Annotated in this window: 29 protein-coding genes; 20 read left to right on the top strand and 9 right to left on the bottom strand. The window is 65.0% G+C overall.

Annotated features, from left to right (window positions below; all coding sequences use genetic code 11):
• The first annotated feature begins 74 nt into the window (after positions 1-74).
• On the top strand, positions 75-461 hold the full coding sequence (locus AAC645_RS05830; RefSeq protein WP_340314518.1) for a limonene-1,2-epoxide hydrolase family protein: 387 nt from the start codon (positions 75-77) through the stop codon (positions 459-461).
• 33 nt (positions 462-494) lie between these two features.
• On the opposite strand, the gene AAC645_RS05835 is transcribed toward AAC645_RS05830, so the two are convergent.
• On the bottom strand, positions 495-1,928 hold the full coding sequence (locus AAC645_RS05835; protein WP_340314519.1) for a phosphotransferase family protein: 1,434 nt from the start codon (positions 1,926-1,928) through the stop codon (positions 495-497).
• A gap of 170 nt (positions 1,929-2,098) precedes the next feature.
• Here AAC645_RS05835 and AAC645_RS05840 point away from each other — a divergent pair, with 170 nt between their 5' ends.
• The 7 genes from AAC645_RS05840 (at position 2,099) to AAC645_RS05870 (ending at position 8,059) form a co-directional block, all read left to right on the top strand.
• Complete coding sequence (locus AAC645_RS05840) at positions 2,099-3,418, top strand: aromatic ring-hydroxylating oxygenase subunit alpha (RefSeq protein WP_340314520.1); 1,320 nt, start codon at positions 2,099-2,101, stop codon at positions 3,416-3,418.
• A 91-nt stretch (positions 3,419-3,509) separates the two neighbouring features.
• Positions 3,510-4,016 carry a MarR family winged helix-turn-helix transcriptional regulator gene (locus AAC645_RS05845; RefSeq protein ID WP_340314522.1) on the top strand — a complete coding sequence of 169 codons (507 nt, stop codon included), beginning with the start codon at positions 3,510-3,512 and terminating at the stop codon, positions 4,014-4,016.
• A 101-nt stretch (positions 4,017-4,117) separates the two neighbouring features.
• A complete protein-coding gene (locus tag AAC645_RS05850) occupies positions 4,118-4,918 on the top strand; it encodes an MFS transporter (RefSeq protein ID WP_340314524.1) in 801 nt (266 codons plus the stop codon).
• Positions 4,915-5,367 carry an MFS transporter gene (locus tag AAC645_RS05855; RefSeq protein ID WP_340314525.1) on the top strand — a complete coding sequence of 151 codons (453 nt, stop codon included), beginning with the start codon at positions 4,915-4,917 and terminating at the stop codon, positions 5,365-5,367. Before AAC645_RS05850 ends, AAC645_RS05855 begins: the two co-directional genes overlap by 4 nt.
• 37 nt (positions 5,368-5,404) lie before the next feature.
• The gene (locus AAC645_RS05860) at positions 5,405-6,025 is read left to right on the top strand and encodes a nuclear transport factor 2 family protein (protein ID WP_340314526.1); all 621 of its coding nucleotides are present in this window, start codon (positions 5,405-5,407) and stop codon (positions 6,023-6,025) included.
• A gap of 34 nt (positions 6,026-6,059) precedes the next feature.
• A complete protein-coding gene (locus tag AAC645_RS05865; RefSeq protein ID WP_340314528.1) occupies positions 6,060-7,496 on the top strand; it encodes an FAD-dependent oxidoreductase in 1,437 nt (478 codons plus the stop codon).
• Positions 7,496-8,059 carry a nuclear transport factor 2 family protein gene (locus AAC645_RS05870; protein WP_340314529.1) on the top strand — a complete coding sequence of 188 codons (564 nt, stop codon included), beginning with the start codon at positions 7,496-7,498 and terminating at the stop codon, positions 8,057-8,059. Before AAC645_RS05865 ends, AAC645_RS05870 begins: the two co-directional genes overlap by 1 nt.
• Positions 8,060-8,073: 14 nt before the next feature.
• Here the strand turns inward: AAC645_RS05870 and AAC645_RS05875 are convergent, their stop codons facing one another.
• Positions 8,074-8,970 carry an acyl-CoA thioesterase gene (locus tag AAC645_RS05875; protein WP_340314530.1) on the bottom strand — a complete coding sequence of 299 codons (897 nt, stop codon included), beginning with the start codon at positions 8,968-8,970 and terminating at the stop codon, positions 8,074-8,076.
• Between the two features lie 109 nt (positions 8,971-9,079).
• Here AAC645_RS05875 and AAC645_RS05880 point away from each other — a divergent pair, with 109 nt between their 5' ends.
• The 3 genes from AAC645_RS05880 to AAC645_RS05890 are packed head-to-tail and all read left to right on the top strand — an operon-like array spanning position 9,080 to position 13,103.
• Positions 9,080-10,282 (top strand): acyl-CoA dehydrogenase family protein, encoded by a 1,203-nt coding sequence (locus tag AAC645_RS05880; protein ID WP_340314531.1) that lies wholly within the window; start codon positions 9,080-9,082, stop codon positions 10,280-10,282.
• 7 nt (positions 10,283-10,289) lie between these two features.
• Entirely contained in the window at positions 10,290-11,411 is a 1,122-nt protein-coding gene (locus AAC645_RS05885; RefSeq protein WP_340314532.1) for an acyl-CoA dehydrogenase family protein, read from the top strand.
• Between the two features lie 57 nt (positions 11,412-11,468).
• Complete coding sequence (locus tag AAC645_RS05890) at positions 11,469-13,103, top strand: GMC family oxidoreductase (protein ID WP_340314572.1); 1,635 nt, start codon at positions 11,469-11,471, stop codon at positions 13,101-13,103.
• 20 nt (positions 13,104-13,123) lie between these two features.
• Here the strand turns inward: AAC645_RS05890 and AAC645_RS05895 are convergent, their stop codons facing one another.
• On the bottom strand, positions 13,124-14,599 hold the full coding sequence (locus tag AAC645_RS05895; protein WP_340314533.1) for a phosphotransferase family protein: 1,476 nt from the start codon (positions 14,597-14,599) through the stop codon (positions 13,124-13,126).
• A 99-nt stretch (positions 14,600-14,698) separates the two neighbouring features.
• On the opposite strand from AAC645_RS05895, the gene AAC645_RS05900 reads away from it, so the two are divergent.
• Positions 14,699-15,001 carry a Rieske (2Fe-2S) protein gene (locus tag AAC645_RS05900; RefSeq protein ID WP_340314534.1) on the top strand — a complete coding sequence of 101 codons (303 nt, stop codon included), beginning with the start codon at positions 14,699-14,701 and terminating at the stop codon, positions 14,999-15,001.
• A 105-nt stretch (positions 15,002-15,106) separates the two neighbouring features.
• Here AAC645_RS05900 and AAC645_RS05905 read toward each other — a convergent pair whose 3' ends face one another.
• Positions 15,107-15,865, bottom strand: coding sequence for an SDR family NAD(P)-dependent oxidoreductase (locus AAC645_RS05905; RefSeq protein ID WP_340314535.1), 759 nt, complete (start codon positions 15,863-15,865; stop codon positions 15,107-15,109).
• Between the two features lie 162 nt (positions 15,866-16,027).
• On the opposite strand from AAC645_RS05905, the gene AAC645_RS05910 reads away from it, so the two are divergent.
• The 4 genes from AAC645_RS05910 to AAC645_RS05925 are packed head-to-tail and all read left to right on the top strand — an operon-like array spanning position 16,028 to position 19,161.
• Positions 16,028-17,128: a hypothetical protein gene (locus tag AAC645_RS05910; RefSeq protein WP_340314537.1), complete on the top strand. Its 1,101-nt coding sequence runs from the start codon at positions 16,028-16,030 to the stop codon at positions 17,126-17,128.
• Entirely contained in the window at positions 17,125-17,565 is a 441-nt protein-coding gene (locus tag AAC645_RS05915; RefSeq protein WP_340314538.1) for a VOC family protein, read from the top strand. Before AAC645_RS05910 ends, AAC645_RS05915 begins: the two co-directional genes overlap by 4 nt.
• 37 nt (positions 17,566-17,602) lie before the next feature.
• A complete protein-coding gene (locus AAC645_RS05920) occupies positions 17,603-18,394 on the top strand; it encodes an SDR family NAD(P)-dependent oxidoreductase (RefSeq protein ID WP_340314539.1) in 792 nt (263 codons plus the stop codon).
• Positions 18,391-19,161 carry an SDR family NAD(P)-dependent oxidoreductase gene (locus AAC645_RS05925; protein WP_340314540.1) on the top strand — a complete coding sequence of 257 codons (771 nt, stop codon included), beginning with the start codon at positions 18,391-18,393 and terminating at the stop codon, positions 19,159-19,161. The genes AAC645_RS05920 and AAC645_RS05925 overlap by 4 nt, the downstream gene beginning before the upstream one ends.
• Positions 19,162-19,183: 22 nt before the next feature.
• On the opposite strand, the gene AAC645_RS05930 is transcribed toward AAC645_RS05925, so the two are convergent.
• Complete coding sequence (locus AAC645_RS05930; RefSeq protein WP_340314541.1) at positions 19,184-20,035, bottom strand: MaoC/PaaZ C-terminal domain-containing protein; 852 nt, start codon at positions 20,033-20,035, stop codon at positions 19,184-19,186.
• Positions 20,036-20,225: 190 nt separating this feature from the next.
• Here AAC645_RS05930 and AAC645_RS05935 point away from each other — a divergent pair, with 190 nt between their 5' ends.
• Entirely contained in the window at positions 20,226-21,032 is an 807-nt protein-coding gene (locus AAC645_RS05935; RefSeq protein ID WP_340314542.1) for an enoyl-CoA hydratase/isomerase family protein, read from the top strand.
• A gap of 76 nt (positions 21,033-21,108) precedes the next feature.
• On the opposite strand, the gene AAC645_RS05940 is transcribed toward AAC645_RS05935, so the two are convergent.
• Entirely contained in the window at positions 21,109-21,564 is a 456-nt protein-coding gene (locus AAC645_RS05940; RefSeq protein WP_340314543.1) for a nuclear transport factor 2 family protein, read from the bottom strand.
• A gap of 121 nt (positions 21,565-21,685) precedes the next feature.
• Here AAC645_RS05940 and AAC645_RS05945 point away from each other — a divergent pair, with 121 nt between their 5' ends.
• The gene (locus AAC645_RS05945) at positions 21,686-22,711 is read left to right on the top strand and encodes an NADP-dependent oxidoreductase (RefSeq protein ID WP_340314544.1); all 1,026 of its coding nucleotides are present in this window, start codon (positions 21,686-21,688) and stop codon (positions 22,709-22,711) included.
• 13 nt (positions 22,712-22,724) lie between these two features.
• On the opposite strand, the gene AAC645_RS05950 is transcribed toward AAC645_RS05945, so the two are convergent.
• Positions 22,725-23,888: an epoxide hydrolase family protein gene (locus AAC645_RS05950; RefSeq protein ID WP_340314545.1), complete on the bottom strand. Its 1,164-nt coding sequence runs from the start codon at positions 23,886-23,888 to the stop codon at positions 22,725-22,727.
• Positions 23,885-24,649, bottom strand: coding sequence for an enoyl-CoA hydratase/isomerase family protein (locus tag AAC645_RS05955; RefSeq protein WP_340314547.1), 765 nt, complete (start codon positions 24,647-24,649; stop codon positions 23,885-23,887). The genes AAC645_RS05950 and AAC645_RS05955 overlap by 4 nt, the downstream gene beginning before the upstream one ends.
• Before the next feature lie 95 nt (positions 24,650-24,744).
• On the opposite strand from AAC645_RS05955, the gene AAC645_RS05960 reads away from it, so the two are divergent.
• Positions 24,745-25,509, top strand: a complete 765-nt coding sequence (locus tag AAC645_RS05960) for a hypothetical protein (RefSeq protein ID WP_340314548.1) — start codon at positions 24,745-24,747, stop codon at positions 25,507-25,509.
• A 209-nt stretch (positions 25,510-25,718) separates the two neighbouring features.
• On the opposite strand, the gene AAC645_RS05965 is transcribed toward AAC645_RS05960, so the two are convergent.
• Positions 25,719-25,850 carry a hypothetical protein gene (locus AAC645_RS05965; protein WP_340314549.1) on the bottom strand — a complete coding sequence of 44 codons (132 nt, stop codon included), beginning with the start codon at positions 25,848-25,850 and terminating at the stop codon, positions 25,719-25,721.
• A gap of 86 nt (positions 25,851-25,936) precedes the next feature.
• On the opposite strand from AAC645_RS05965, the gene AAC645_RS05970 reads away from it, so the two are divergent.
• Complete coding sequence (locus tag AAC645_RS05970) at positions 25,937-26,713, top strand: enoyl-CoA hydratase-related protein (protein ID WP_340314550.1); 777 nt, start codon at positions 25,937-25,939, stop codon at positions 26,711-26,713.
• The last annotated feature ends 183 nt before the right edge of the window (positions 26,714-26,896 follow it).

The raw sequence follows: 26,896 nt of genomic DNA on the forward strand, positions 1-26,896 counted from the left end.
CCAAACAGGTTTACTGCACAATCGTACGCTGGCAATCTAATCCTGCCGACCCTCGCCGCGTGGAGAGAAAACCGATGCCGTCGAATCTTCAAACCGTTCTTGCCTTCATCGACCTGTGGGCCATCCCCGATCTCGATCGGATCATCGACGCGCTGGCTCCGGACTGCCGCTATCACAACATGCCCTGGGAACCGCTGATCGGGCACACCGCGATCCGCGACGGTCTCGCTGCATTCATCGGCACCAGCGACGCGATCGACTGGCGCGTGTTCCACGCCGCCGAATCCGCCGACGGAACGGTCATGACCGAGCGGCTCGATCGTTTCCGCGTCGGGGGCAAGTGGATCGAGATCCCAGTGATGGGTATCTTCGAGCTTGCCGATGGCAAGATCACCCATTGGCGGGACTATTTCGATGCCGCTATATTCCAGTCGCAGATGGACGCACTGACCCCGGCGTGACGCGGGGCCGCCTCGCCGCGGCACCACCGCGGTTCAGCTGCGTGCCAGCACGGTTTCCAGCACGCCGGCGATGCGGTTCAGCAGGCGCTGGCTGAAGTGCGCGCCCGCGCTGGCGACCAGCACGTCATTGCTCAGGCCCTTCTCGAAGGACTCGCGGCCGCCATGCAACACCAGCGTCATGAGGCGGAGACCGCCGCGCAACGCGAAGAAATCGATCTGGCGCTGCGGGATGTTCGGCCCGCCGGCGTCGCGATAGGCTTGCATGAAACGATCCCAGTCGACCACGGCGCTGACATAGGGGTAGCAATAGCCCAGGTCCTCGCCCGGATGGCCGATATTGGCCTGCTCCCAATCGAGCACCGCCGTGATCCGGCCATCCTGCCCAAGGATGTTGTGGAACACCATGTCGTTGTGGACGATCGCCTGGCGGTCATCGGGCGCATCGGCATTGCTGCGCAGCCACGCGATGGCGGCCGACATGGTGAGCGAAGGCCAATGCGCCAGGCTGGTCCACACCGCCGCCAACTGGTCGATGTCGGCACGCCAGCCGGCGACGCTCGAATCGGTCCGCGACACGGGCAGCGTGCCAAGCAGCGTGTCGAACGGCTGCGAGTGGAGCTTGGCCATCTCCCCCGCGAGATCGAGCACGAGCTGCTGCGAGCTGACATTGCCCCAATAGTCGGTCAGCGCCGGGCTGCCGGGCGACCGCTCGACGATAAGGAAGCGGGCGCCGAGCGGGGCTTCGTCCTCTTCCACCAGGATCGGGCGCGGTACGCGCATGCCGGCGGCGTACAGCATGGATAGAAGGGCAAACTGGGTCGCTTCCCCGACGAAACTGCTGCTGACCTGCTGTCCGGGGATGCCCCGCTGCACCACCATCCCGCGCGGCAGGCTGTCGCTGCCGCTGATCTCGAACAGCGCCGTCTGGCGCGAACGTCCGCCGGTGATGAGCTTGAAATTCTCGATCGTCAGAGACGTGTCGCCCGACCAGTTCCGCAAATAGCGTTCGAGCGCAGCGGGTTCGATCTGCGACCCGTCGCTCCCCGACTGCGTGGCCTCCGCGCGCTCCACCGCGTCGTAGCGGGCGACGCTGGCGAGCAGCGCGGCGCGCTCCCAGGCAATCGCCGCACGCGAATCGTCATTCGAGAGGTCGCCGCCGGCATCGATCTCCTGCGCCAGCCGCGCGATGGCGTGGCCCGTCTGGCGATGGGCGGCGGCATTTTCGGGCGGTCCGTTCAGCCGGTCGCAGTCGGCCTGTTCGGCGCTCGCAAAGGCAGCCGGCACCGGCACCGGACTCGCCGGATCGAGGGCGTTTGCAACCGCGGTCAGCACGCGAATGCTGTTGTCGAGCGCGTCTCGGGGGGCATTCTCGCCGATCGCCGGCCGAACCTGAAGGCGGAGCGCTTCCGCCGCGCTCCACAGATATTGCGACATGCTCATCGCGTCCGGCTTTCCCGCGTCGCGCACCAAAACGCCGATCCTCTCATCGAATCCTCCTCCATGGCCCGTGCTGCGCTCTAAACGGCCGGCCGTCAACCAGGACGCTAGCATACCAATATTGCGCCAGTCGCGAAATGTGATAATATGCATGCATAAAATATGCGGCTATATAAACAAGCCTTCCCGAGGAGAGGACCATGGCTGAGATCATCGAGCTTTCGGACAAGCGGGTGCTGGGGGGCGAGCGCTACACCTCTGCTGCGTTCATGGCTGCCGAGTGGGACAATGTCTGGACCAGGAGCTGGCTGATAACGATCCGGGCCGACGATATTCCCGAGGCGGGCGACTATATACTCGAGGAAATTGGCCGGGAATCGATCCTGATCGTGCGGCAGGAAGACGGAAGCGTGCGCGCCTTCTACAATGTGTGCCAGCACCGCGGGAACCGGCTCGTGCTGGAACCGGAGGGCAGCATGCCGGCCTTCACCTGTCCCTATCACAGCTGGCGCTTCGAGATCGACGGCCGGTGCAGCCATGTGCAGGACCCCGAGGATTTTCCGGCCAATATATGCGAGCGGTCCTCGCTGGTTGCGCTGTCCTGCGAGTTGTTCGCCGGATTCGTGTGGATCAACATGGATCCGGATTGCGCGTCGCTGCGCGATTCCCTCGGCCAAATCTGGGACGAATGGGCGGTTTATCCGCTCGATCGCATGATCCGTACCCAGGCGATCACCGTCCGCATGCCATGCAACTGGAAGCTGCTGCTCGATAACTTCCACGAGACCTATCATCTGCCGACCGCGCATCCCGAAGGGATCGAATATGCCGAGGACAGCTATCTCGAAACGCGGATAGAGCTGTACGAGAACGGGCATGCGCTCGGGCAGACCAAGTGCGGGCAGGCAGCGCATCGCCTGCCCGACAGCAAGGCGCGGCTGACAGAAGTCGTCGCCGCGGATCTCGCGCGCTGGGAACTGGACCCAGCGGCGTTCGTCGGGCGAGAGGACGAGACCCGGGCGGCGCTCCAGAAGCAGAAGCGCGCTTTGGCCGAAGCGCGTGGGCTCGGCTATTATGCCGGGCTCAGCGACGATCAGCTGACCGACGTCTTCCACTATACGGTTTTCCCGAACTTCGCGACGTCGATCAACGCGGACGGCATGCTGTTCCTGCGCGCGCTGCCGCATCCGACCGATCCGCAGCAATGCCTGTTCGACAGCTGGTACTACACTTTCGGCGCGCCCAGTTCGCACGCCTCGCTCGTCACCCTCGACGGCAACCAGCCGATCCAGCGGGCGGAGCGCGAGATGGTGAACTATGGGGCGAAGAGCCTCGGCGTGGTGCTGGATGGCGATGCGTGGGTGATGGCTGGCCAGCAGCTTGCGATGAACTCGCGTGGCTATCGCGGCGCCATCCTAGCGAACCAGGAGCGCCGGATCGCACAATATCACGGCATGATCGATCGATATATCGACGGCTATCGTCCGGGCGGCAGCGCCGGCAAGCGACGCGCCGGGTGACCGCGGGGCACTTCACAACGGCTTGAGCGGCTGTCATGTGCGGTGCAGGATGATTCTCGGCCCCCGGGGGCCGCGAACAGGGGACGGACCTATGGTGAACGCACAACGCAAGCTCAGGGCAACGACGAAACCCGAGCCGGCGCCGTGCGACGATTCGGTGCTCGAGTTCAAGTTCGAAATGCCATATCAGGCGCAGGTGTTCGCGCGGTTGCTGCAGAACGATTATGTCGGCCGCATAGCGGAGTATGGCATCGCACCCGCGCAGTCGTTCGTGCTGGCCGAGCTATGGTATAACGAGCCGCTCTCCCAGGTCGAACTGGCGCGCCGTCTCCACATCGGCAAGGCGACGATCGGCCAGACGCTGAACCGGCTCGAACGCGCCGGCTTGATCGAGCGCCAGCGCCAGACAGACGACAGGCGGGTAATCCTGATCCACCTGACCGAGAGTGGGAGGGCCCTGCGACAGCCGCTGGAGCAGGCCGCGCTCGAGCAGCGCGTGATGATCCGCGATCTGCTGGGTGGCAAGGCGGTCGATGCCATGGGCGAATTGATGCGCCAGGCGATAAAGCGCCTGTCCCGCCTCGGCGTCGGAGGATAGGGCGCTAACACATAGTTCGCTGGCAAACGGACTTGACCGCCCCCACGGTTGCTTTAGCCTGATCCGGAAAGCCGCGGAACGGCGCGGCAGGCGGAGGGTTCATGTCGGACGCGCGGACGAGTGCTGAGCAATGGCGCACCGTCGCCATCCTGTTCCTGATCCTGAATCTCGCCCTCGGGGTGAATTTCGCCGGCTATGGCTCCCTCGTCGGTGCGATCGAGGCCGAATTCGCCACCACGCGTGCGCTGGCATCGGCCGGGTTGAGCATGCTGACGCTGGCCCTTGGGTTGATTTCGCCGCTGGTCGGCGGACTGATGCGTCGCGTGCCGATCCGCCTGCTGATGGCCGTCGGGATCGTCCTCAACGCAGGCGGCTATCTGTTGCTGAGCCAGCTCCACTCGATTCTCGGACTGCTCGCCTGCTACGCGCTGCTGATCGGACCCGGTTTCTGCCTGTTCAGCGTGGTGCCATGCACTGCCATCATCGCCAACTGGTTCGACCAGCGGCGGGGACGCGCACTGGGCATCATCAACATGCCGGTCGGCAACAGTGCGATGCCCGTCGCGGCGGCGGTGATGCTGACCTCCTATGGATTGCGCGCCACGTTCATAGGGGGCGCTGTCCTGCTGCTGGCGCTCCTGCCGCTGTTGCTGTTGCTGCGCGAGAGGCCCGCCACAGCCGCACGCGCTGCGGATGCTCCTGCGCTGCCGCCGAAGACGAAGCCGCTCTCCGTCGCCGCGATCCTCGGGTCGCCCGCCTTTCTGGTGCTGACGCTCGGCATCAGCCTGCTCAGCGCGGGCGGACTGGTAATGGTGACGCACCTCGTCGCGCTTGGCATGGGCCGCGGGCTGGAGCTTTCCTCGGCATCCCTGCTGCTTGCGGCCTTCGGGCTGGCGGCTTGATAGGCGCGCCCGCCTTTGGCTGGATTGCAGACCGGATCGGCGCGCGGCTGGCGCTGGCGCTGCTATGCTTTGCCAGCATCCCGCCATGGCTCGCACTGATCGTAGCGGGCGGCAGCCTGCCGGTGCTGTTGCTGATCGCGGTGCTGATCGGTGCATGCTGCAACGCCGTTCTCCCGCTGTTCGGCTTGGCGATGAGCGAATGGCTGGGCGAACCCAATCTCGGCCTGGGGATGGGGCTGTGCTATCTGCTCCAGATCCCGTTCGTGTTTGGGGCGGGTCCGTTCGCCGGCGCGCTGTTCGACTATTATGGCAGCTACACGCCCACCATCCTGCTGCACTGCGCGAGCTTTGCGGTGATGGGGACGATCTTCCTGCTGTTCCGCCAGCCTGTCATTCCGATGCCGTTGGTATGCAGGCCTTCCAATTCTGCAGATGGTATGCCAGCATAAGAATCAGAACAGCGCTGAATTGAGATGGAGGATGACGATGGCAGATGATTTAGCCGCACAGGTGCGCCTGCTGCTCGATCGGCAGGAGATCGAGCATGTCCTGAAACTCTATTGCCGCGCGATAGATCGGCTCGACATGGAACTTCTCAAGTCGATCTACCATCCGGAGGGAACCGATGATCACGGCTCCTACTCCGGCAATGCGCATGGCTTTGCGGACTATATCATCCCGGCGATGCGCGAGAGCATCATCGACGGGATGCACACCGTGACGCACTGCACGATCGATGTCGACGGCGACTTCGCGACGTCGGAATCCTATTATTGGGCGTATCAGCAGACCACTGGCGGCTACGAACATATCAAGGCGTTCTTCGGCGAAACCTATGCCGACGCCCAGGTGAAAGCCGGCACGATCGACAATCCGCACGATTTCTATTGCGGCGGCCGGTATATCGATTTGTTCGAGCGGCGAAACGGCGCCTGGAAGGTCCTGCGCCGCAAGATCACCAACGAATGGAACGATATCCGCCCCACGCAGCGGATTACCGCCGAGGGCCATGTCGCGGTATTCAACCTGCCTGGCCGGCGCGACCGGCAGGATCCGGTCTATCTCAACCGCATTCCGGACAGTGCCGGGCAAACCAAAGCCGCCTGAAGCGTGTCGCAGCAGAAGCCAGGAGAGCCATTATATGGCAAACGACTATGACGTGATCATCATCGGCTCCGGCGCGGCGGGCATGTCTGCCGCGATCGAGGCGCGCCAGGCCGGGGCGCAGGTGATGGTGGTGGAGGCCGACGATCATCTCGGTGGCGCCACCCGCAACTCGACCGGCGTGGTCTATGCCGCGGGCACTGCGACGCAGCGCGAGGCTGGCATCCCCGACGATGGCCCCGATGCGCTCTACGATTATGTGCTGACGCTCAACCAATATGCGGTCCGCCCCGATCTGGTCCGGATCTACGCAGATGAAAGCGCGGCCATGGTCGACTGGCTGACCGAAAAAGGCTGCGTCTTTCCAGCTACCATGCTCGTCCATTCCGATGTCAGCGGCGTCATGCGCGGACACACGTCGCAGAGCTTCGGCATGGGTATCGCCGATGCCCTCATCAACCGGGCAGGGGCGCTCGGAGTCGAAACCGCGCTCGGCAGTCGCGTCGAGCGCCTGCTGTTCGAGGATGGCGCAGTGACCGGCGTCGTGGTCGATGGCCATGAGCTGCGCGCCGGCGCGGTGGTGATGGCGACCGGAGGGTTCGGCAATAATCCCGAGATGCTGCGCAAATGGTTTCCGTCGGCCGCATATCATGGCGACAAGGCCTGGGCCGTACATCGCGACGCGCCGTTCATCCTCGGCGACGGCATCGTGCTGGGCGAATCGGTCAACGCGCAGATCACCGGCTATGATCGTGGGCTGATCCAGCCGACCCCCTGTTTCGACAGCCGCTTCGTGGAGGCCTTCCTGCCGCCTTGGGTGATAGCGGTGAACGCCGAGGGGAAACGCTTCATGGCGGAATGGGATTCCTATGCCGTCGTCGGCTATCTGATCAACGAGCAGACCGGCCGGCGCTGCTGGGCTGTGTTCGATCACCGGACGATGGTCGCCAATGGCGACGATCTTTCCTATGCCGATCCGTACAATAGCGGCCTCGCCAGTTCGAGCTGGGAGGAGCACACGATCCTCGCCGAAGTGGCCAAGGGCGTCGTCAAGCGGGACACCACGATAGCCGGACTGGCTGCGCAGATCGGCATGGATCCGGTCGCGTTATCCGAGACGGTGCGCGTCTATAACGAAGACGTGGTGGAGCATGGCGAGGACCGGCGCTTCCGCAAGGACGGCAACGGGCACCCGCTTGCCCCTGTCGCAGAACCGCCCTTCTATGCCGTCGAGGTTCGGCCTGCGATCATCGGCTTCACCGCAGCCGGGTTGGATATCGATGCCGAAGGGCGCGTGCTCGATATCCGAGGCATAGTGATTCCGGGCCTTTACGCCGCGGGTGAAGTGCTCGGCTGCTTCCACGGCAAGCGATATGCCGGCGGCGGCACCAGCATTGGCAGCGCGGTGGTGTTCGGCAGGCGCGCGGGCATCGCCGCGGCGCACGCCGCCCAACCCGCAATGGCGGCCGCCTGATGGCTGCGGCGCCCGAGGACGGAAACGAGGCGGCGTCGCGCGATGCCGCGATCGATGCAATGCTGGCCAAGGAGGCGCTACGCGATCTCGCGGTGCGGTACGCCCGCGCCGTCGATCGCCGCGACCTGGAACTCCTGCGTTCGGTCTATCATGATGGCGCAACCGACGAACATGGGTTGGTATATTCCGGGCCCGCGAGCGGCTTCGTCGATCGCTTCATGGAGCTCATGCTCGGTTTCGAGCTGACCGCCCATTTTATCTGTAACGCGTCCTATCGTGTCGCGGGCCATCGAGCGGACGGCGAACTGTACTTCCTTGCCTATCACCGCACGCTGGGTGACGATCCCAAACATGTGATGGTGTCCGGTCGTTATCTCGACAATTACGAGCGCCGCCGCGGCGAATGGCGCATCGCGCAACGCAAGCTGGTGTGGGACAGTGCGCTGACGCTGCCGGTCGACCCCGCCGACGCGGCCCAGCTCGCGGCGCTGGGAGAGGTCGGGCGCTGGGGAGAGGGCGACTATTCCTATCGCGCGCTACCGCTCATGCGCCGAGGCGCGTAACGTTTGGCGAGCGCTCAGGCGTCGAGCGCGCCGTCGTGGATCGTCTGCAACGCCTCTTGCGCGACGGTAGCAAGAAGATTGCCCGCGCGATCGTAGAACAGACCTCGCGAGAGGCCGAGCGAAGCGCGGGCGGACGGCGAGTCCGTCTCGAACAGCAGCCAGTCGTCACAGCGGACCGGCCGATGGAACCACATGGCGTGATCAAGGCTGGCCATGGCGACGTGCGGTCCCGGGATGGAGAGTGTGTGGCTTGCCAGCGGTGCACCCGAGAACAGGAAGTCCGACATATAGGCAAGCACTTCGCGATGCAGCCGTTCGTCATCGGATAACGGCATGTCGAGCGCGCGGAGCCAGAAGTGGCGCTTCGCCACGGGCGCTCGGCTGGTGAAGCCGACCGGCGAGGGAAAGCGCACATCAATGGGATAATGGCTGAAGAAGTCGCGCAGGAGCTGCTGTGACTCTGCCGGGACGGTTTCGATCAGCGCATGGTGATCAAGCGCGCTCTCCGGATCGAACGCGAACTCGGCGGCCTGCTGGTGCTCGAAGCCCGGCATGGCGACACAGTAGGACGAGTCGAGCGTCAGCAGCAGCTTGCCCTGCTGGACAGCGCAGACCCGTCGTGTGGAGAAACGCCGTCCGTCGCGGACACGCTGGACGTCGAATTCGACCGGGTGGCTGGCGTCCCCTCCACGCAGGAAATAGGCGTGCAGAGAATGCACCGACCGTTCAGCCTCGACCGTCAGGTCGGCCGCCGCAAGCGCCTGTGCGACGACCTGGCCACCGAACAGCGCCTGATAGGAATTGGCTTGATTGAGACGATTGCGGAAGCGATCCCCGCCGACGCTGTCGAGGCGCAGCTGCTCGGCTATGGCGCGCGGGTGCTTCGAGAAATTGCGGTTGAAGGCTTTCACGCCACTATCCTTTGCATGAAATGATGGAACGGGATAGGGTAATTGGCCGCTTGCGTACCATCTCCAATCGCGGGAGCAGGCTTCGTCGTGATAGGGGAGGGATAGCAGGATGGAGCCAAGATACAGCGCCGGGGATGAGGCGTTCCGCGCCGAAATTCGGGCGTTCGTTACGGCGCGCCTGCCCGAGGACCTAAAACGCCGCGCCCTGGCGGACTATCACCCCCGTCGCGACGATCAGGCGCGGTGGACGAAGATACTGGCCGAGCAGGGCTGGTCGGTGCCGCATTGGCCGGTCGCCTATGGCGGCACCGGCTGGACAGGCGTGCAGCGGCTGATCTTCGACGAGGAGATGCGTCGCGGCTATGCACCGACGATGGACCGGATCGGGCCGGAACTGGTCGCGCCGGTAATCTACACCTTCGCCGCGGAGGAGATGCGTCAGCGGATCCTGCCAGGCATCCGGAGCGGTGACACATTCTGGGCTCAGGGATTTTCGGAGCCGGGCGCCGGGTCCGACCTCACGTCGCTGCGGACGCGCGCTGTGCGGGATGGGGACCATTATGTCGTCAACGGCCAAAAAACCTGGACGACCGAGGGCCATCATGCCGACATGATCTTCATGCTCGTGCGCACCAACCCGGACGTGAAGCCGCAGGCCGGTATCTCCGCACTGCTCATCGACCTGAAAAGCCCCGGCATCACCCGCCGTCCGATCTGGACGATCGACGAGGGGCTGACCGTCAACGAATTCTTCTTCGACGACGTGCGGGTGCCGGTGGAGAATCTTGTGGGACAGGAGGGGGCCGGCTGGACCTATGCCAAGTTCCTGCTGACCAATGAGCGCACCAATAGCGCCGAGGTGCCTCACACCAAGCGGGACATAGCGCAGCTTCGCGAGATCGCCGCGACCGAAATCCGCGACGGCCGCCCGCTGATCGAGGATCCCCGCTTCCGGGCGAAGCTCGCCCAGATCGAGATCGACACGCTGGCGCTCGAATACGCAGTGCTGCGGGCGCTGGCCGACGAGAGCAATCACGGCGGCGCGGTAGCCTCCGTCGTCAAGATCCGCGGCTCGGAGTTGCGCCAGCGCGTCGCCGAACTCGCGGTCGATGCGCTGGGTGATGCTGGGCTCGCGGTGCGCCGCAATGACGAGGCCGAGGAATCGATGTCCGAAGACGGCTGGGATTCGCCCGTACCGGATCACGGCATCGGCATTTCCGCCAAGGCGATGTTCCGCCGCGCCACCACCATCTATGGCGGCGCGAACGAGATTCAGCGCACGTTGATCGCCAAGACAATCCTGGAACTCTGAGGCTCTCGTGGATTTCACCTATACGTCCGAGCAGGAAGCCCTGCGCGACAGCGTGCGACGGTTCGTCGAGCGCGAATATGGCTGGGAACGGCGCTTCGAGCTGATCCGCGCCGCGCCCGGCGCCGATAGGAACCACTGGGCCACCTTCGCCGAGCTGGGCCTGCTGGGCGCCGGTCTTTCGGAGGATGAGGGCGGCTTCGGCGGCGGTGCCGTCGAAAATGCGCTGATCGCCGAGGAGCTCGGCCGCGCCCTCGTGATCGAGCCGTTCATCGCGCATGTCGTCGCAACGCAGATCGTGTCGGCGATCGGCGGCGAGATCGGGGCGATGCTGATCGAGCCGATGGTGATGGGCGAGCGCCGTATCGTGCCCGCGCTCGGCGAGGCGGCCGGGCGGGGCGATCCGGCCGCCATCGCCGCGGTGGCATCGCGCGATGGCGATGATTATCGCGTCTCGGGCGCCAAGACGCTGGTCGACGGTGCGTCCCAGGCGACGGACTTCATCATGTCGGCGTTGCACGAGGGCGGGCTGGCGCTGTTCCTCGTCGCGGCCGCTGCCGACGGGCTGTCGCGGCGCGACTATCGAACACTCGACAACCATCGGGTTGCCGATCTGACCCTGGATGGCGCGCCTGCGCAGCTGATCGCGTCGGGCGATGTAGCAGCGGCGGCGATGGCGCGTGGGCTCGATCATGGGCTGATCGCACTGGGCGGCGAGGCGCTCGGTACAATCGACGCGGCGATGTGGGCCACGCGCGACTATCTGAAGATCCGCCGCCAGTTCGGCGCGACGCTCAGCACCTTTCAGGCGCTCCAGCATCGCATGGCGGATGTGCTCATCGAGGTCGAGCTGACGCGCTCGCTGCTATTCCATGCGCTGGGTGCGGCGGCTGGCAGCGATGCGGCGATGCGGGCGGCTGCCGCGTCCGCGCTGAAGGTGCAGATCGCCAAGGGCGGCCTGCTCGTCACCCGCGAGGCCATCCAGTTCCACGGCGGCATCGGCGTAACCGAGGAGCTGAACATCAGCCATGTCTACCGCCGCCTCTTCGTCATCGCGCGCTTGTTCGGCGATGCCGATGTCCATCTCGATCGATTTTCGGCGATTATCGACGCGAGGTTGGCCGAAAAATAGTTGCCTAACATATGATTCGCATCATAGCTTTCCCGGAGGAAGAAGAGGGTGCGCCAGATGGGTGAGAGCTACGACTATATTATCGTGGGCGCAGGATCGGCCGGCTGCGTGCTGGCGAACCGACTTTCGGCCAACCCCGCCCATCGCGTGCTGCTGATTGAGGCAGGGGGCGACAACAAGAATTTTCTTGTCAACATGCCCAAGGGAATCGGCAAGCTCGTCACCGATCCCAAGCACAGCTGGAACTATCCGATCCGCGACGCATCGGACGTGGTCAGCGAGACCTGGCAGCGGGGGCGCGGGCTGGGCGGCTCTTCGGCGATCAACGGCATGATCTATGTGCGCGGCCAGCCGGAGGATTATGCGCTGTGGGAGCAAGCCGCCGGCACCGAATGGGGCTGGGCGGCCATGAAGCAGGCATTTCGCGCGATTGAGGATCACGAACTCGGCGACGACGGCGTTCGCGGAGCGGGCGGCCCGGTCCACGTCTCCACCAACAAGTTCCGCTATCCGCTCGCCGAGGCCGCGATCGAGGCGGGCGTGCAGATGGGCCTGCCGCGCCACTATGAAGACCTGAATCGCGAGGATCAGGAAGGCATCGGCTATTACTGCTACAACATAAAGGGCGGCCGCCGGCAAAGCTCCGCCGTCGCATTTCTCGATCCGGTCAGCTCGCGCGCCAATCTCCACGTCGTGACCGGCGTTACGGTCGACCGCGTGCTGTTCGACGGGCGGCGTGCGAGCGGCGTTGCCTGCCGGATGGCGGATGGAGCACGCAGGAATTTCGTCGCGCACGGCGAGGTCATCCTGTCGGCCGGCACGATCATTTCGCCGAAGCTGCTCCAGCTATCGGGTATCGGCCCCGCGGCGCTGCTGCGCCAGCAGGGGATCGACGTGGTGCAGGACAGCCCCGATGTCGGACGCCGCATCCTCGAGCATCTCGGGCTGATGCTGAGCTACCGGCTGATCGGCGACAAAGGCATAAATCACCGCCTGTACGGCTTCGGCCTGGCGAAGAGCGTCGCGCAGTATCTGGCCTTCAAGTCCGGCCCGCTCGCCAACGGCGCCATGGAGGTCGGCGCTTTCGTCAAGACCGATCCCGGCCAGCCGCGTCCCAATGCCCAGCTCTATATCAGCGGTTGGACCCTCCAGATGTCCGAGAGCAAAGACACTGTCGCGCCGATGCAATCGGTGCAGCGCGCGCCCGGCATGACCGTGACGACCCAGCTTATCGGTCTGGAAAGCGAGGCGATGCTGGCGATCGCGAGCAGCGATCCCGACTCGGCGCCGGTGATCACGCCGAACTGGCTCGGCACCGAAAAGGACGAACGGGCTGCGATCGATCTCGTCCGCTATGTGCGGCGTCTCGTCGCCCAGCCTGCCTTGGCGGCAATCGTCGGCGAGGAGATGTCGCCAGGCGCCAGCCATGCCAGCGATGCGGAAATCCTCGATGCCGTCCGACGCAACGCGCTGTGCGGGACGCATGCGGTGCGAAGCTGCCGGATGGGCCGCGACGAGCGGTCGGTGGTCGACGAGCGAATGCGCGTCCGCGGGGTTCATGGCCTGCGTGTCGTCGATTGCTCGATCATGCCCGCGCTGGTCTCCGGCAACACCAACGCTCCGGCGATGGCGACCGGCTGGCGTGCCGCTGACCTGATCCTCCAGGATGCCCGGCTCCGCAACGCCGCCTGAGCCGGCCTCCCCGGTACGGATCAGTCTGCAGCGGCCCTGCCGCTTTCGAACGCATCGATCAGCGCGCGTGCGCCCTGGATGAAGGGGGGCACGTGCATGAAGGGCAGGATCGTGAGCTTCAGGTCGTCCGCCCGACCCGTCACCAAGCGGGTGGACAACAGGTTTGCGCCGCAAGCGTTGCGCACATAGGCCCAGACGCCATAATACTCGATCGCCCCCGCGTCCACGTCGGGGCCGCCCGCGGCGCGATAGCGCGCCATGAAGCGCGGCCAGTCCAGCGACGCGCCGACGGTCACCTTCAGATAGCCGAGATCGTCGGCCGGATCGCCGACATGAGCGAACTCCCAGTCGACCAGTGCGCTCATGCCGCCGTCGTGCAACAGGAAATTATGGAAGCCGATATCGCCGTGGATGAGGCGCGGCGGCTCGTCTCCACCAGGAACATTGGCGAGCAGCCAGCCGAACAGGCCGATCAGCGCGGGAGAAGGCGTGTGCGGTTCGCGCAGGAAGAAGTCGTACCAGTTGCGGATATAGCGCGCGGCGCATTCCCGAACGGAAAGATCCCACAGCTCCGGCTTGATCGTATCGGTCAGGTCGCCAAGCTCGCGCATCGGCCGCAGCGAATGGAGAGCCGCCATCTGGTCGGCGAGGATGTCTGCAAGATCGGCGGGAATCTCCGTCTTCGCACCGAAGAAGTTGCCGGCGATCCGCCCCGGCGCGCGCCGCATCACGATGAAGTCGGCGCCTGGGAGCAGCGCATGCTCGGTATCGAGCCATAGCGCATCGGGCGCGGGAAAGCCCTGCTCGAATGCGCCGCGGATCACAGGATATTCCCGAAAGATGCGGTGGCAGGCGGTATCCAGCCCGACATTGTCGCCGAGGTCGCGGCGGATGACGAACTCCCCGTTCAGCGCCTCGCCTTCGGCGGCGAAGATCGTGGTTTCCTTGCCGAAGCCGCCGGCGAGCGATTGCAGACTGGTCACCTCCAGCCCGGGCTCGCCGAATCGATCGCGCAGATAGGCGGTCAGGCGTTCGATGGTGATCGCGGTATCGCCCTCGGCAGCGTCGTTCCCGTCGTTGCTGATCTGGCGCTGCCGATCCGCCGCTTCCCACGCAACCAGCTTGTCCATGATATGCAGGCGCGCAGCTGGCTCGAGCGGCTCGAGTGCGATCATGGCATCCTGAAAGGCGCGCAGCGTGTCGATCCACCGCGCCTCAAGTGCGGCGAGATCGCCGGTGGCCGCGGTCTCCGCGGCATCGCGTGACACGCTTTCGAGTGCGGGGTGTTTCGGCAGCGATGCAAGCAATCTGGCGAGGTCCTGGAACTGTGCACGGATTGCGGCTGCCCCTCCTCGTTCGCGCGTCGCCAGTAGGTCGATGGCGTGGCCGAAGGACATCGCGGTCGATCCGTCTGTGGCGGCATCGGAGAGCCGGGGTGCGAGCCGCCTCAACTCGGTCCGCATTGCATCGAGGACGCGTGTCGCGGGAATCAGCATGGCGAGCCTTTCGTATTGGATAAAATGATATGCTGGTTGACTAATCCTGCCACCCGCGCTGTGAGAAGGACAACAGTGATAAGTGTGGAGAGACGTCGCGTGGGCAAGTGTCGGATTGCCATCCCCGAAGTGGCCGCTGGACGATCGGTAGCGGTGGCCATCGAGGGCCAGCGCGTCCTGATCTGCCGCTCGGCGACGGGGCTTCACGCGGTCCGTGACGATTGCCCGCACCAGAACCTGTCGATGGACGGCGGCCGGGTCAGGGGCAACAGCATCATCTGCCCCCATCACGGTGCGCGCTTCAACCTGGAGGACGGCCATTCGATGTCGCCGATCACGCCCAAGCCGCTTACGGTGCTGTCCTGCCGGGAGCAGGACGGCCAACTTGAGGTCGATCTCTAGAACATCCACGAGAGCCTGACCCAGGCGTTCGGTGGAAGCGCAAAGCGCGCCCACCTCAAAAGAGCAGGCCCAGTTCGGGACTTTGGCCCGCCGGCTGCCAAATCATCAGAACTGGACGCGTTTGGTATAGCCTCCGTCGATCACGATGTTGGTACCGGTAATATAGGAGGCGGCGGGGCTCGCCAGGAATGCCACGGCAGGTGCCACGTCCTGCGGAGCGCCGAAGCGTCCCAGCGGGAACTGCGCCAGTGTCGCGTCGTACAGGTCCGGCATCACGGCCTTGATGCCTTCCCAATTGCCGCCCGGATAGCTGATCGGCCCTGGCGACACCATGTTGACGCGGATGCCCTTCGGACCCCAGGCTTGCGAAAGCTGCTTGCCATAGGTGATGAGCGCGGCCTTCACCGCGTTGAACGCCTGCGGCACGAGGAACGTCTCGACCGCCGCGGTGCTCGACATCAGGATGACCGAGCCCGTCCCGGACTTTTCGAGATAAGGTTCCAGCGCCTCGCAGCCATCGACGGCGCCCATCATGTCGACCTTGAAGCTCTGCTCCCAATCCATCGTCGCCTGCGCGCCCGAGGACGAGATCGAGTGGATGAAGATATCGCAGCCGCCGAGCTTGTCCGCCAGGCCGCTCAGGAAGGTCTTGTAACCGTCGCGATCCTCGAGCGTGAAGGTTTCGGCGACGACCTTGCCGCCATGCGACGACAGCGCGTCGCGATGAGCGTCGAGACCTTCGGACTGACGCGTGAACATGGCGATGTCCGCTCCTTCGGCGGCCAATACCTCTGTGATCGCCTTACTGATGCCGCGCAGAGCGCCGCCGATGATGACCTTGCGGCCCTTGAGTCCGAGATCCACGAGCATCCTCCATCGTTGCTGTCGTTGCAGAATCTTCTGCTAGCCTAAGATTAGCAGCCATGCCAATATTGGCAACGGTTGACCCGCTTGCCCGGCATCCGCAAGCTGGCAAAAGTAGTAAGCATGCGATCTGAGTCGAGGTCGCGCATGGGAGAGATCGAGATGGCCTTATCCGAGCTGCAGAAACAGGCAACGCGTGGCGAATGGAAGGAAAGCCGCTATATCGGTCGCGCGGTGGATTTCTTCCCGGTCGAACGCGAGGATGATTATCTTCATCCAGTCGGCCCCGACGCGCACTTCACGGCGATCGAAACCAATCTCTACGGCTTCAACATCCCGGAAGCGCAGATCCAGTGCAATATCTATGTGCTGTGGCATCATGCACTGAAGACGATGTCGGTGCACATCTTCGTCACCCGCGGCGATCGTATCTTTCGGCATCAGCTCGAGGCGGATTATTTCCTAGAGCATCAATACCTTCCGGCGGTCGCCGACAATAGTGACTGGTCGCTGACGATGGGGTCGTGCGACGTGCGGATGAAGGTCGTCGAGCCGCTCCAGGACATCCTGATCCAGTTCCGCGACGAGAGCCGCGGCTTCGACCTCGATTACCGGATGACGGCGGCGATGCCGCCGGTGGGCCGGCCGGGCGGCAAGCATTTCACGCAGCTTATGAAAACCGACGGAAAGCTGACCCTCGACGGGCAGGATTATGCCATCGACGGCTTCTATGTCCGCGACCGGAGCTGGGGCTATAATCGGCCCGAACAGCCCGAGCGCACCCCTCCCTATCGCTGGATGACGGGTTGGGCGGGACCCGACACCGGCTTCGTGCTGGCTTGGCTGGATACCGGCATGCTCGATGGCGCCGAGTTCGGCCCGGACTGGGACAAGGTGATCGAGGGAGACGATGCGAAAGGCATCAACAAATGGGAATCGGGCGGTCCCACGCCGAGCCTCAACCTTCGATCGGGGTGGATCGCGACCGACGGCCGTCCTGTCGCCGTCGTGGCCATGACTGCGCGTACGCGCTTTGCCGAGGGTAGCCGGCTGCTCGTCGAGGCGATCGAGTTCGAGATCGAGGACGCGGAGTGCCGGACGCACCAGGTCGAGGCGTCGACAAAGTCGATGTACCCCAAGCTCTATTGGCAGAACATCGTCACCTACATGCACTGCATGGACGTCACGATCGATGGACGCGCCGGTCATGGCGACCTGATGGACAGCTATGCGGGCCATCATATCCGCGCATTCGGCCTGTGACCGGGGCTGGCGGCGATACGCCTGGGACGCGAGTCGAGGCGCTCGACCACGTCAATGTCCGGACGCCCGACGTGCAGGGCAGCGCGCGATTCTTTGCGGAAGTGCTCGGCCTCGCGGTGACGCCGTCGCCGGGCTCCAGCGATCCGGACGAGGCATTGTGGATCTGCGACGGCGAGGGCCGCGCCGTGATTCATCTCGCGCGGCCGGATATCGCCTATCCCTGGGAGCCCGATGACGGCGTCCCGTCATCGCCGCCGGGCACCGGCAGGCTGCATCATGTGGCGTTCCGATGCTCGGGCTATGCGGCGATGCGGGCGCGGCTCGGCGCGATGGGCGTCGAGACGCACGCCAACGACATCCCCCAGCTACCCTTGCGCCAGCTATTCGTAACCGACCCCAACGGGGTGATGCTGGAGCTGAATTTCTTCGGCGACTGACGCCGCCCGCAATCAACAGGAAGATAAGGAACGACGGATGAGGCTTGAGGGCAAGGTAGCGGTCGTGCTGGGCGCGTCGGCGGAAGGCGGTACCGGCTGGGCGATCGCGGAGGCGCTGGCCGAGGCGGGCGCCAAGGTGGTGGTGGCCGCGCGCAACAAGGATGGGCTCGACCGGTTGGCAACGATGATCGGCGGTGTCGCCGTGCGCTGCGATGCTGGTAGCCAGAAGGATATCGAGGCGCTGGCCGATGCCACCGTCGCCGCTTACGGCAAGATCGACATCGCGGTGAACTCCGCGGCGCTACCGGTGATCAGTCTTATCAAGGACGTGACGCCAGAGCAGCTCCAGCAAGGGATCGATGTCAATTATTTCGGCCATGTCTGGTTCGTGAAATATATGACCGAGCGTATGAACGATGGCGGTTCGATCACGCTCATATCGTCCAACAGTACGACCCAGCCGCAGCCGCCCCATTTTGCCTATGCCTGCGCCAAATCGGCGATGGACTGCCTGGTGCGCTATGCGGCACTCGAATATGGCCCGCGGGGGATCCGCGTGAACTCGCTGCTTCCCGGTCCGATCAAGTCGGCGCTGGCATCGCAGCTGTTCGCGATACCGGGGGTCGAGGAAACCTATGCGCGCCATGTGCCGCTCGGCCGAGTCGGGCATCCGCGCGATTATGCCGATGCAGTCGTGTTTCTGTCGGGCCCGACCTACATAACCGGCCTGAACATGCCGCTATCGGGCGGTAATCACCTGACCGGCATGCCCTTCCTCGAAGATATTCCCAATGGGCAGGAGGCGTACAAGTCGGACAAGACCGCGTGAGCGCCGTGCTTGCGGGGCGTGTCGCGATCGTCAGTGGCGCCGCGCAGGGAATCGGCGCGGCATCGGCCCGCGCGCTCGCGATGGCCGGCGCCCGCGTGGTGCTGGGCGACGTGAAGGATGCGGCAGGGCAGGAACAGGCCCAGCAACTCCGCGCCGAGGGTTTCGAGGCGGATTACCGCCCGCTCGACGTCACGGACCCGGTGGCCTGGGCCGACATCGTGGCCTATGCGCAGTCCCGACACGGACGGATCGATTGCCTGGTGAACAATGCCGGGATCGATATCCCCGCTACGATCGAGGATGCGCGGCCGCAGGATCTCCGGCGGATCCTCGACGTCAATCTGTTCAGCCAGCTTCATGGCATGCAGGCGGTCATCCCGGTGATGAAGGCGGCAGGTGGCGGCTCGATCGTCAATATCTCGTCGCTGGCGACGAAGAAGTTCGCGCCGACCGGGGCGCTCTACGCACCATCCAAGGCGGCTGCGGCCGCGCTCGCCAAATCGGCAGCGCTGCACCTGGCACAACAGCGAACCGGCATCCGCGTCAACACCGTCCATCCGGGCCCGACCGCGACGGCCATCCTGCTGGGGGATGATGGCGGGCGCGCGGAGTCGCCGGATATCAAGGCGGCGATCGGGATGATCCCGATGGCCCGAATGGGCGAGCCGGACGAGATCGGTGCTGTCGTCCTGTTCCTCGCTTCCGACGCGTCGAGCTATCTGACGGGAGCAGAACTTTTCGCCGACGGCGGGCTCGGCCTGGTCTGAGGCCGGCCGCCCTCGGCGGGGTTCAGGCGATCGTGGCGGAGCACCGGTCGAGGACCACCGTGTCGCGTTCCTTGGCGATGGCACGGAAGCGGAGGTTGTTACCTTCCTCATGGAATTCGAGGCGGATCGTTTCACCCGGCATGACCGGCTTGCTGAACCGGACGAACATCTGCGCCAGCCGCGACGGATCATAATCGCAATAAGCTGCGACGATAGCGCGGGCGGCGATGCCATTGGTGCACAATCCGTGCAGGATCGGCATGTCGAATCCCGCCTTGCGCGCGATTTCGGGATCGGCATGAAGCGGATTCCAGTCGCCGCTCAGCCGATAGATCAGCGCCTGGCGGGGCAAGGTGGGGATCTCCACGACCTTGTCCGGCGCCTTGTCCGGAATTGCCTGAGCCGGCGCGGGTCCCTTGCCGAACCCTCCTTCGCCGCCATTGCCGCGCAGAAACAGCGTCGACCGGACGGTGGCGTGATGCTCGCCGGTTTCTTCGCTGTAGAGTTCCTTGTTCTGGTGGAGAAGGGCACCGCGGCCCTCGCCCTTGTCCTCGATGCCGGCGATGGCATATTCGCCGCGGATCCTGCCGGTCGGGGGCAGGGGCTTATGGATCACGAAATCCTGCTCGGCGTGGAGGATCTTGACCCAGTCGATTCCCCATTGCGGGTCCTGCGCCCAGAACCCCGGATGGCACAGCAGGTTGGCATAGGACGGGAGCGCACGCAGGTGACGCTCATAGACGAAACCGAGTTCCTTCTCGTCGAGCGGATCGGCGCCATAGCCCAGGCCGAGTGCGTAGAGAATCGTATCGCGCTTATCATAAGACTGCACGATCGGTGCGATCTCCATCGCTGCGATTTTCTCTATGTCCATTCGAGGCCTCCCTGCGTACCCGTTCGCTGGCTCATTATTATCGCTATGGATGCAAGGCAAGCGGGCTGTCTTCCGGCGAGCGAAAGAGCAGGAACATTGGCGGCTGGCATATAATAGCCTAGCATAATGTTAGCGATGCGCGCGGTTGGCGGCCGGGCACGCGCCGAGACGCGATGGAGAGGAAGAAACGATGACGGACAATGTGACGCTCGAGTGGCCCGGCGAAGGAATCGCGCTGGTGACGGTGGGCGACGGCGGCATCAAGGGCCACACCACCACATGCGCGACGGTATCGCGGCTGGCCGACGTGCTCGATCAGGCGCAGGCCGGTGGCGCACGCGTGGTCGTGCTGGCGTCGTCCGTCGAGGGGCACTGGCTGGAGCATGCGTATCTCGACGATATCTGCAAGCTCGTCGCGGGCGAGGCGGCGACCGGTGATCCGGCCGGATGGTTCCGCTGCCTGCAGACGCTTAGCCGCGGCAAGATGGTCGCCATCGCGGCGGTCAACGGAGACACGTCGGGTGGCGGCTGCGAGCTCGGTTGGGCGTGCGATCTGCGCGTTGCCGAGGACCAGGCGCGCTTCAGCCAGCCCGAGGTCATCATAGGCGCGGGCACCGGAATCGGCGGCACGTCTCGCCTGATGCGATTGATAGGCCGCACGGTCACGGCCGAAGTCGTGCTGATGGGCCAGCCGCTCACCGCCCGGCGGCTCTACGAACTTGGCGGCGTCAACCGCGTGGTCGGCAAGGGGCAGGCGCTTGAGACCGCGCTCGGCATGGCCCGCCACATTGCCGCGCTTCCGCCCCAGTCGGTCGCGGGAATGAAGCAGATGCTCGGCGAGGACGAGGACCTCAACCAGAGCGAGGGGATCGACAACGACCAGAAGATCAGCGGCACGCTGTTCGCCAATCCAGACAGCATCGCCAGCATGAAGCGCATCCAGGCCCGCTTCGATGCCGGCGAGACGATGGATCAGATCTACTGGTCCGAGTCCTGACGCTGGCGGTGCCGGCCAGTTCGATACCCGCGTGGCGGGATCGACCTCGGCCGGCACGACTCGCCCCGCGCTCCCCTTATTCCGTTTGGACATACAGGCGGCGAAGCCGCAGCGTGGCGATCTGCCACCGGTCGCCGGTCTTGCGATAGGTTTCGCGATAATGGCCCCAGCCCCGGAAGATCCTGAAAGGAGCGCCGGGCGGTGCGATCAGCATGTCGTGCATCGGCCAGGTGCCGCGGGCGTTGTGCGAGTCGAGAATGTCGATCTCGGCCATGTGCGCGGAGTGAACGCTGATCAGCGGAGTGAGGCCGGTACGGGCATAATCCACGACTGCGCTCGCGCCGACGATGGGCTCTTCCTCATATTCGTCGTCCGGCTTCGGCATCTCCAGAGCGCCGCGTGCGTCGAATATGACATCGTCGGTGAACAGGGTGGCGAACTCGTCCCATGCGCGCTCGTCCATGCAGCGGAAATAGGCCGCCTTCAGCCGCTTGATCGCTTCGATCGCAATCAGCCTTTCGATATCGCCCATTGCTCGCCTCTCCTCTTATGGGACTGCACCCGCGCGGAATATCGTCGCAGGCGCGCATAATCGTAGACAAGCGTATTATTTCTGGCAATGCGAGTCCCGCCGACGATTATGAGAGGTGCCCGTGGTCGATCTTCCCGTCTTCACCCATCCTGGCCGCAATCGGCAGGTCGTGCTCGCCAGGCGTCCCTCGGGAACGCCGCTCGCCGATGACTTCGCGCTGCGCGAGGACGATGCTCCTCGCCCCGGGGAGGGAGAGTTTCTCGTCCGCAATCTTTATTTGTCGGCTGATCCTGTGCAACGCGGCTGGGCCGCCAACCCGGCGCTTACCCCAATCGACGCGCCGTTCCGCGCGCTCGCCGTCGGCGTGATCGTGGAAAGCAGGGACGGATCCTTCTCGGAGGGGGACATCGTCTACGGCTATTTCGGCTGGCAGGACTATGCAGTGGCGACCCGCGCGGCGCTGCTGTCTCACATTGGCGTGCCGCGGGCGCCGCTCTCCGCCTATGCCGGCGTGCTCGGGATGCCTGGCGTGACGGCGTGGCTCGCGCTCAACAATCTGGCGCCGCCGCGGCCGGGCGACGCGGTGCTGGTTTCAACTGCCGCCGGGGCGGTGGGCAGCGTGGTCGGCCAGTTGGTGCGCGCTGCTGGCGGCGAAGCGATCGGGCTCACCGGCAGCGCGGCCAAGGTCCGCCAGTGCGTCGAACGCTTCGGCTATACGGCGGCCTTCAATTATCGCGAGGGCGACCTGGCCGAGACGCTCGCCGGTGCGCGCCCGGCGGGCTTCGAGATCTATTTCGACAATACCGGCGGCGTTATCCTCGATACCGCGATCCGCGCGATGGCGAAGAACGGGCGAATCGTGCAGTGCGGCACCGCCGCCACCTCGAGTTGGAGCCCGCCGCCGACCGGGCTGCGCAACGAGCGTGAGATATTGCTGCGGACGCTGACCTGGTCCGGCTTCGTGATCTTCGATCATGTGCCGCGCTTCGGCGAGGCGATCGCCGCGCTCACCGAACTGATGCTCGCCGGCAAGCTGTCGCACGAAGAGGATATCGATCATGGCATCGCGGCGGCCGCAGGCGCGCTGGAGACGGTTTTTTCCGGCGCCAATGCCGGCAAGAAGCTGATCTACATCGGCGAGGATTGATCGCGGCGGGCGGTCAGCCGATCGCCCGTCCGAAAGCGATCAGGTCGTCGGCGAACAGCGCGGGCTGTTCGAACGCGGCGAAATGGCCGCCGCGCGGTTGCTCGCTCCAGTGGACGACGTCGTAGCGGCGTTCGACCATCGTGCGCGGCCAGCCGCCGATTTCGCGCGGGTAGACCGCTATCCCCGTCGGTTTGCCGACGCGGGCGTCCGGGTCGGGCCGTTCCCCGGCACCGAGCAGGCCGCGATACAACCAGGATGCGGTGCCGAACGCGTCGGTGAGCAGATATGTCATGACCAGCGTCGCCAGCCGGTCGCGATCGAAATGCTCCCATAGCGGCGCGCCGCGCAGGTCCGACCAGTTGGCGAACTTCTCGATGATCCAAGCCGCCGCCCCGAGCGGGCTGTCCCCCATCGCATAGGACAGGGTGAGCGGCTTCGTCGATTGCAGGCCGATATAGGCGCCTTCGCTGGCCATGAACGCGGCATTGCGTTCGCCCGCGGCCAGTTCTTCCGGCGTGCCGGGGCGCTCGTGGCCCATCGCCCAGCCGAGATGGAAGTTGAGATGGACCGCGCGGCAAGCCGGACTGTCGTGGGCCAGCCACGATGCCACCACCGATCCCCAATCGCCACCCTGGGCTACGTAGCTCTCATAGCCCAGCTCCTCGCGCATCAGCCTGTCGAACAGGCGCGCGATGCTGCGCGGCCCGATCGGGCGGATCGGTGGCGAGGACAGGCCGTAACCGGGAAGAGTCGGGATCATGAGGGTCCAGGCATCCTCAATGGCGCCGCCGAATCTCTCGGGATGGGCGAGCCGCTCGGCCACATCGACAAACTCGAACATCCCGCCCGGCCAGCCATGGCAGAGCAGCAGGGGGCGTGGCCGGGAGCCCGATCCGGCGACGTGCAGGAACTGGATCTGATAGCCGTCGATGTCCGCCACGAACGAAGGGAGGGCGTTGACCGCCGCCTCCTGCACCCGCCAGTCATAGTCCTTGCCGGTGACATGGTCGACGAACTGGCGCACCAGTGCAGGATCGACGCCGTCGTGACCCGGCGGACTGTCCGGCACGATCGGCCAGATCGCGCCCGACAGGCGAGAGAGGACATGCGACAGCCGCGCGTCGTCAATCGCGAGCCGGAACCGCGCATGGCGCGCATCGGCGGGAGCGGCGATCAACGCTTGTGTCCGTAGCGCTCGAAGCTTTCCGCGGCGGCTGCGGTGTCGCAGGCCGCGATGAAGTGGCGGTTCGCGGCCTCGTCCGCCGGCGCGCCCGAACGGATTACCGCGAAATAGTCTTTCACAGCTGCGATCTGGGAAGCGGGCATCGCTGCCAGCCGTTCGGCAATGGCGGCGGCATCGGTGAGCGCGTCCTCGGCCACCATATCGACCAGCCCCCATTGCGCCGCCGTAGCGCCATCGAGCGTGTCGAGCCCGAAGGCCAGGCGCCTCGCCCTGGCATGGCCGACGCGGCGCTCCACCGGCTCCAGACCCCAGGCGGGGAACAGGCCGATCGGCACTTCCGGCAGGCTCCACTTGGCCGCAGCCGTGCTCACCACGATGTCGCACGCCGCCGCAAGGGTAAGCCCGCCGCCGATCGCGAAGCCATGGACGGCAGCAATTACAGGGCGGGGATGCGCTACGATCCGGCGTGCGAGCAGCCCCGACGCCGCCTCGAACGCGCGCCGCGCCGCCATGTCCATTGCGGCCAGGCCGACAAGATCGCTGCCCGCGCAAAAGCCTCTCCCGGCCCCCGCGAGCAAGATGGCGCCCGCCGACTGGGCCTCGGCGCTGTCCAGCAGCGAGAGCAGTGACTCGACCAGCGCGTCGGACATGGCATTTCGCTCGTCGGGGCGATCGAGCGTGACGATCAGCACGCCCGGATGGGAAGAGGCATCGACGGCGATCGGCGCCGAGGCGGGAATTTGATGCGGTGACATATGATATGCTTCTTGTCAGATGTTGCCGGGCGCGGCTAGCCTGGAGTCGAGCGAGGGTGCGTAAGCGCCCGGCTGGTCTGCTGGAGAGGCATCCGATGAAACAATTGCTGATCGTACTCTCCAACGCGCACGCCGGACGCGATGACGAGTTCAACCAATGGTATAGCTATGTCCATGTCCGCGACGTCATGCGCAGTCGCTCGGCGATCGCCGTGCAGCGCTTCGTCTTGTCCGAGGCCCAGCTTCCGGGCCGCGCGACTCCAGAGCATCGTTATCTCGCCCTGTATGAGGCGGATGATCATCAGGGACTGACCGACGGCCACGCGGAGGTGTTCACCGCAGCGATGCCGATCAGCAATGCATTCCGGTTCGATGATATGCGCGAGGCTTATTATGAGCCGCTCGCCGCGCGCAAGGCGCGGCCTGGCCCTGAAGGCGACGGGGCCGTTATCGTGGAAAGGTTGGCCCTCGATGCCGGGGACGATCGGCTCGTCCAATATTATTGCGACGAACGGCTCGCGCGGATCACCGCGCTTCCGGGTATCGTCTCGGGCAGATTCGCCGTGGTGGCGGAACACCAGATGCTTCCGCCCAATCCGGATTCACACTTCATTGCGGTCTATCGGGTTACCGACCTCCAGCGCGCGCTCATGGCCTGGGACGCTGCCGACCGCGCAGCACCGCCGCCCTTTCGTGCCGGCGCATCGGTGGTCGCGGCCTATGTGCCGCTGATGCCGCGACTGACTGCCCATGCGTCCAACCACCCTGATCCGGAAACGGCGCAGCGCGCAGCTGCGGCGAGGGCGGCGCTGGGCGACAAGGTCTACGCGGGATTTCCTGACGGGGACGGGGACGGGTAGTGGATATAATGATAAGCCGGCTTACGTTCACCGAAGAATGTATGTAGGGCAATCGCCAACGAATAGCGGAGAACGCGGATGACCGGCGTCGGCAGTCTTTTTGAGCCGTTTCGGAGGGGCGGACTCACCTCGACGAGCAGGATCGCGGACGCGGCGCCATGTTCGGCGACCGCGCTGGCGCTGCTGGTTTGAGCGGAGTGTTGCGTCCTTCAGGTGGTCTGGCCGTCGGGATCGCCTGGCTCGATCGGCTCTTCGATCGCGATTTTCTCTTCGGTGTCGTCGGCTTCGCCGGCGGGATCATCCTCGGACGTTTCGGGGAAAGGCTCTTTGGGGTCGGTCATGGCGGGCTCCTGAATAGCGATGTCGCTACAAGCGCATGGCGGCGGCCCGCGTTCCGCCGCTTCGTCGCGGGACGGGAAGTGCGGACGTGAGCGAGCATTTCACGGTCTCGCGTGAGGCGGGCGTCGTAACGATCATGTTCAACCGCCCGGAACGCCGCAATGCGCTGCATCCAGCGGCGCACCACGCGCTCGAAGCGCAGTTCGACGCGTTGGCCATGGACGATTCCGTGCGCGTCGTGATTTTGACCGGAGCAGGTGAGAAAGCCTTCTGCGCGGGTTATGACCTGATCGACAACCTGCAGACCGGCACGATGGAGGTCGCGGCCAAGGGCTTTGGCGGACTCACCTTCCGCACGGATTTTCCGCACCCACTGATCGCTGCCGTGAACGGGGATGCGATGGGCGGCGGCTTCGAAATGGCGCTGGCCTGCGACATCATCGTCGCGGCGCGCCATGCCCGCTTCGCATTACCGGAGCCGAAGGTGGGCTGGCTGGCCCTTGGCGGCGGCATCCAGCGGCTGCCGCGGGCAATCGGAACCAAACGCGCGGCGGAGATGATCCTGACCGGCCGTATCGTCGGCGCGGAGGAGGGGCTCGCATTGGGGTTCGTCAACGAGGTGCACGATGCCGAAGGGCTGATGGATCGCGCGCGAAGCTTGGCCGAATCGATCCAGGCCTGTGCCCCACTGGCGATTCGCGCGAGCAAGGCGGCGCTCTACGCCGGTCTGGATCAGCCGAATCTCGCCACCGCGCTCGATCCCGCCACCTATCCGCTTGCCCGAATGGTGCTGGACAGTGCCGATGCTGCCGAGGGAAAACGAGCCTTTGCCGAGCGGCGGCTCCCGAAATGGGAGGGTCGATAAGGCGCTTCGAAAGCTCTTGTGCGCCGTCGGGCTTGACAGTCGGCGCTATCGGATTAGTTCGCTTATATACTATTTCTGCAGATCGCCATCGGTGGAGAGGACGTTTTGGAAATCCAGTTTTCTGAAGAGCAGGAAGCCATCCGTGATGGCGTGAAGCGTGTTTGCGACCAGTTTGGTGACGAA

The organism is Rhizorhabdus argentea (genome assembly GCF_037861105.1).
GTDB lineage: Bacteria > Pseudomonadota > Alphaproteobacteria > Sphingomonadales > Sphingomonadaceae > Rhizorhabdus > Rhizorhabdus argentea.

Excerpts from the sequence above, each read along its gene's own strand:
- AAC645_RS05955 (WP_340314547.1), bottom strand. The coding sequence starts at position 24,649 with ATGTCACCGCATCAAATTCCCGCCTCGGCGCCGATCGCCGTCGATGCC.
- AAC645_RS05935 (WP_340314542.1), top strand. The coding sequence starts at position 20,226 with ATGACGGACAATGTGACGCTCGAGTGGCCCGGCGAAGGAATCGCGCTG.
- AAC645_RS05940 (WP_340314543.1), bottom strand. The coding sequence starts at position 21,564 with ATGGGCGATATCGAAAGGCTGATTGCGATCGAAGCGATCAAGCGGCTG.
- AAC645_RS05830 (WP_340314518.1), top strand. The coding sequence starts at position 75 with ATGCCGTCGAATCTTCAAACCGTTCTTGCCTTCATCGACCTGTGGGCC.
- AAC645_RS05865 (WP_340314528.1), top strand. The coding sequence starts at position 6,060 with ATGGCAAACGACTATGACGTGATCATCATCGGCTCCGGCGCGGCGGGC.
- AAC645_RS05930 (WP_340314541.1), bottom strand. The coding sequence starts at position 20,035 with ATGGACATAGAGAAAATCGCAGCGATGGAGATCGCACCGATCGTGCAG.
- AAC645_RS05960 (WP_340314548.1), top strand. The coding sequence starts at position 24,745 with ATGAAACAATTGCTGATCGTACTCTCCAACGCGCACGCCGGACGCGAT.
- AAC645_RS05965 (WP_340314549.1), bottom strand. The coding sequence starts at position 25,850 with ATGACCGACCCCAAAGAGCCTTTCCCCGAAACGTCCGAGGATGATCCC.
- AAC645_RS05870 (WP_340314529.1), top strand. The coding sequence starts at position 7,496 with ATGGCTGCGGCGCCCGAGGACGGAAACGAGGCGGCGTCGCGCGATGCC.
- AAC645_RS05910 (WP_340314537.1), top strand. The coding sequence starts at position 16,028 with ATGGCCTTATCCGAGCTGCAGAAACAGGCAACGCGTGGCGAATGGAAG.
- AAC645_RS05890 (WP_340314572.1), top strand. The coding sequence starts at position 11,469 with ATGGGTGAGAGCTACGACTATATTATCGTGGGCGCAGGATCGGCCGGC.
- AAC645_RS05895 (WP_340314533.1), bottom strand. The coding sequence starts at position 14,599 with ATGCTGATTCCCGCGACACGCGTCCTCGATGCAATGCGGACCGAGTTG.
- AAC645_RS05920 (WP_340314539.1), top strand. The coding sequence starts at position 17,603 with ATGAGGCTTGAGGGCAAGGTAGCGGTCGTGCTGGGCGCGTCGGCGGAA.
- AAC645_RS05850 (WP_340314524.1), top strand. The coding sequence starts at position 4,118 with ATGTCGGACGCGCGGACGAGTGCTGAGCAATGGCGCACCGTCGCCATC.
- AAC645_RS05880 (WP_340314531.1), top strand. The coding sequence starts at position 9,080 with ATGGAGCCAAGATACAGCGCCGGGGATGAGGCGTTCCGCGCCGAAATT.
- AAC645_RS05860 (WP_340314526.1), top strand. The coding sequence starts at position 5,405 with ATGGCAGATGATTTAGCCGCACAGGTGCGCCTGCTGCTCGATCGGCAG.
- AAC645_RS05845 (WP_340314522.1), top strand. The coding sequence starts at position 3,510 with ATGGTGAACGCACAACGCAAGCTCAGGGCAACGACGAAACCCGAGCCG.
- AAC645_RS05840 (WP_340314520.1), top strand. The coding sequence starts at position 2,099 with ATGGCTGAGATCATCGAGCTTTCGGACAAGCGGGTGCTGGGGGGCGAG.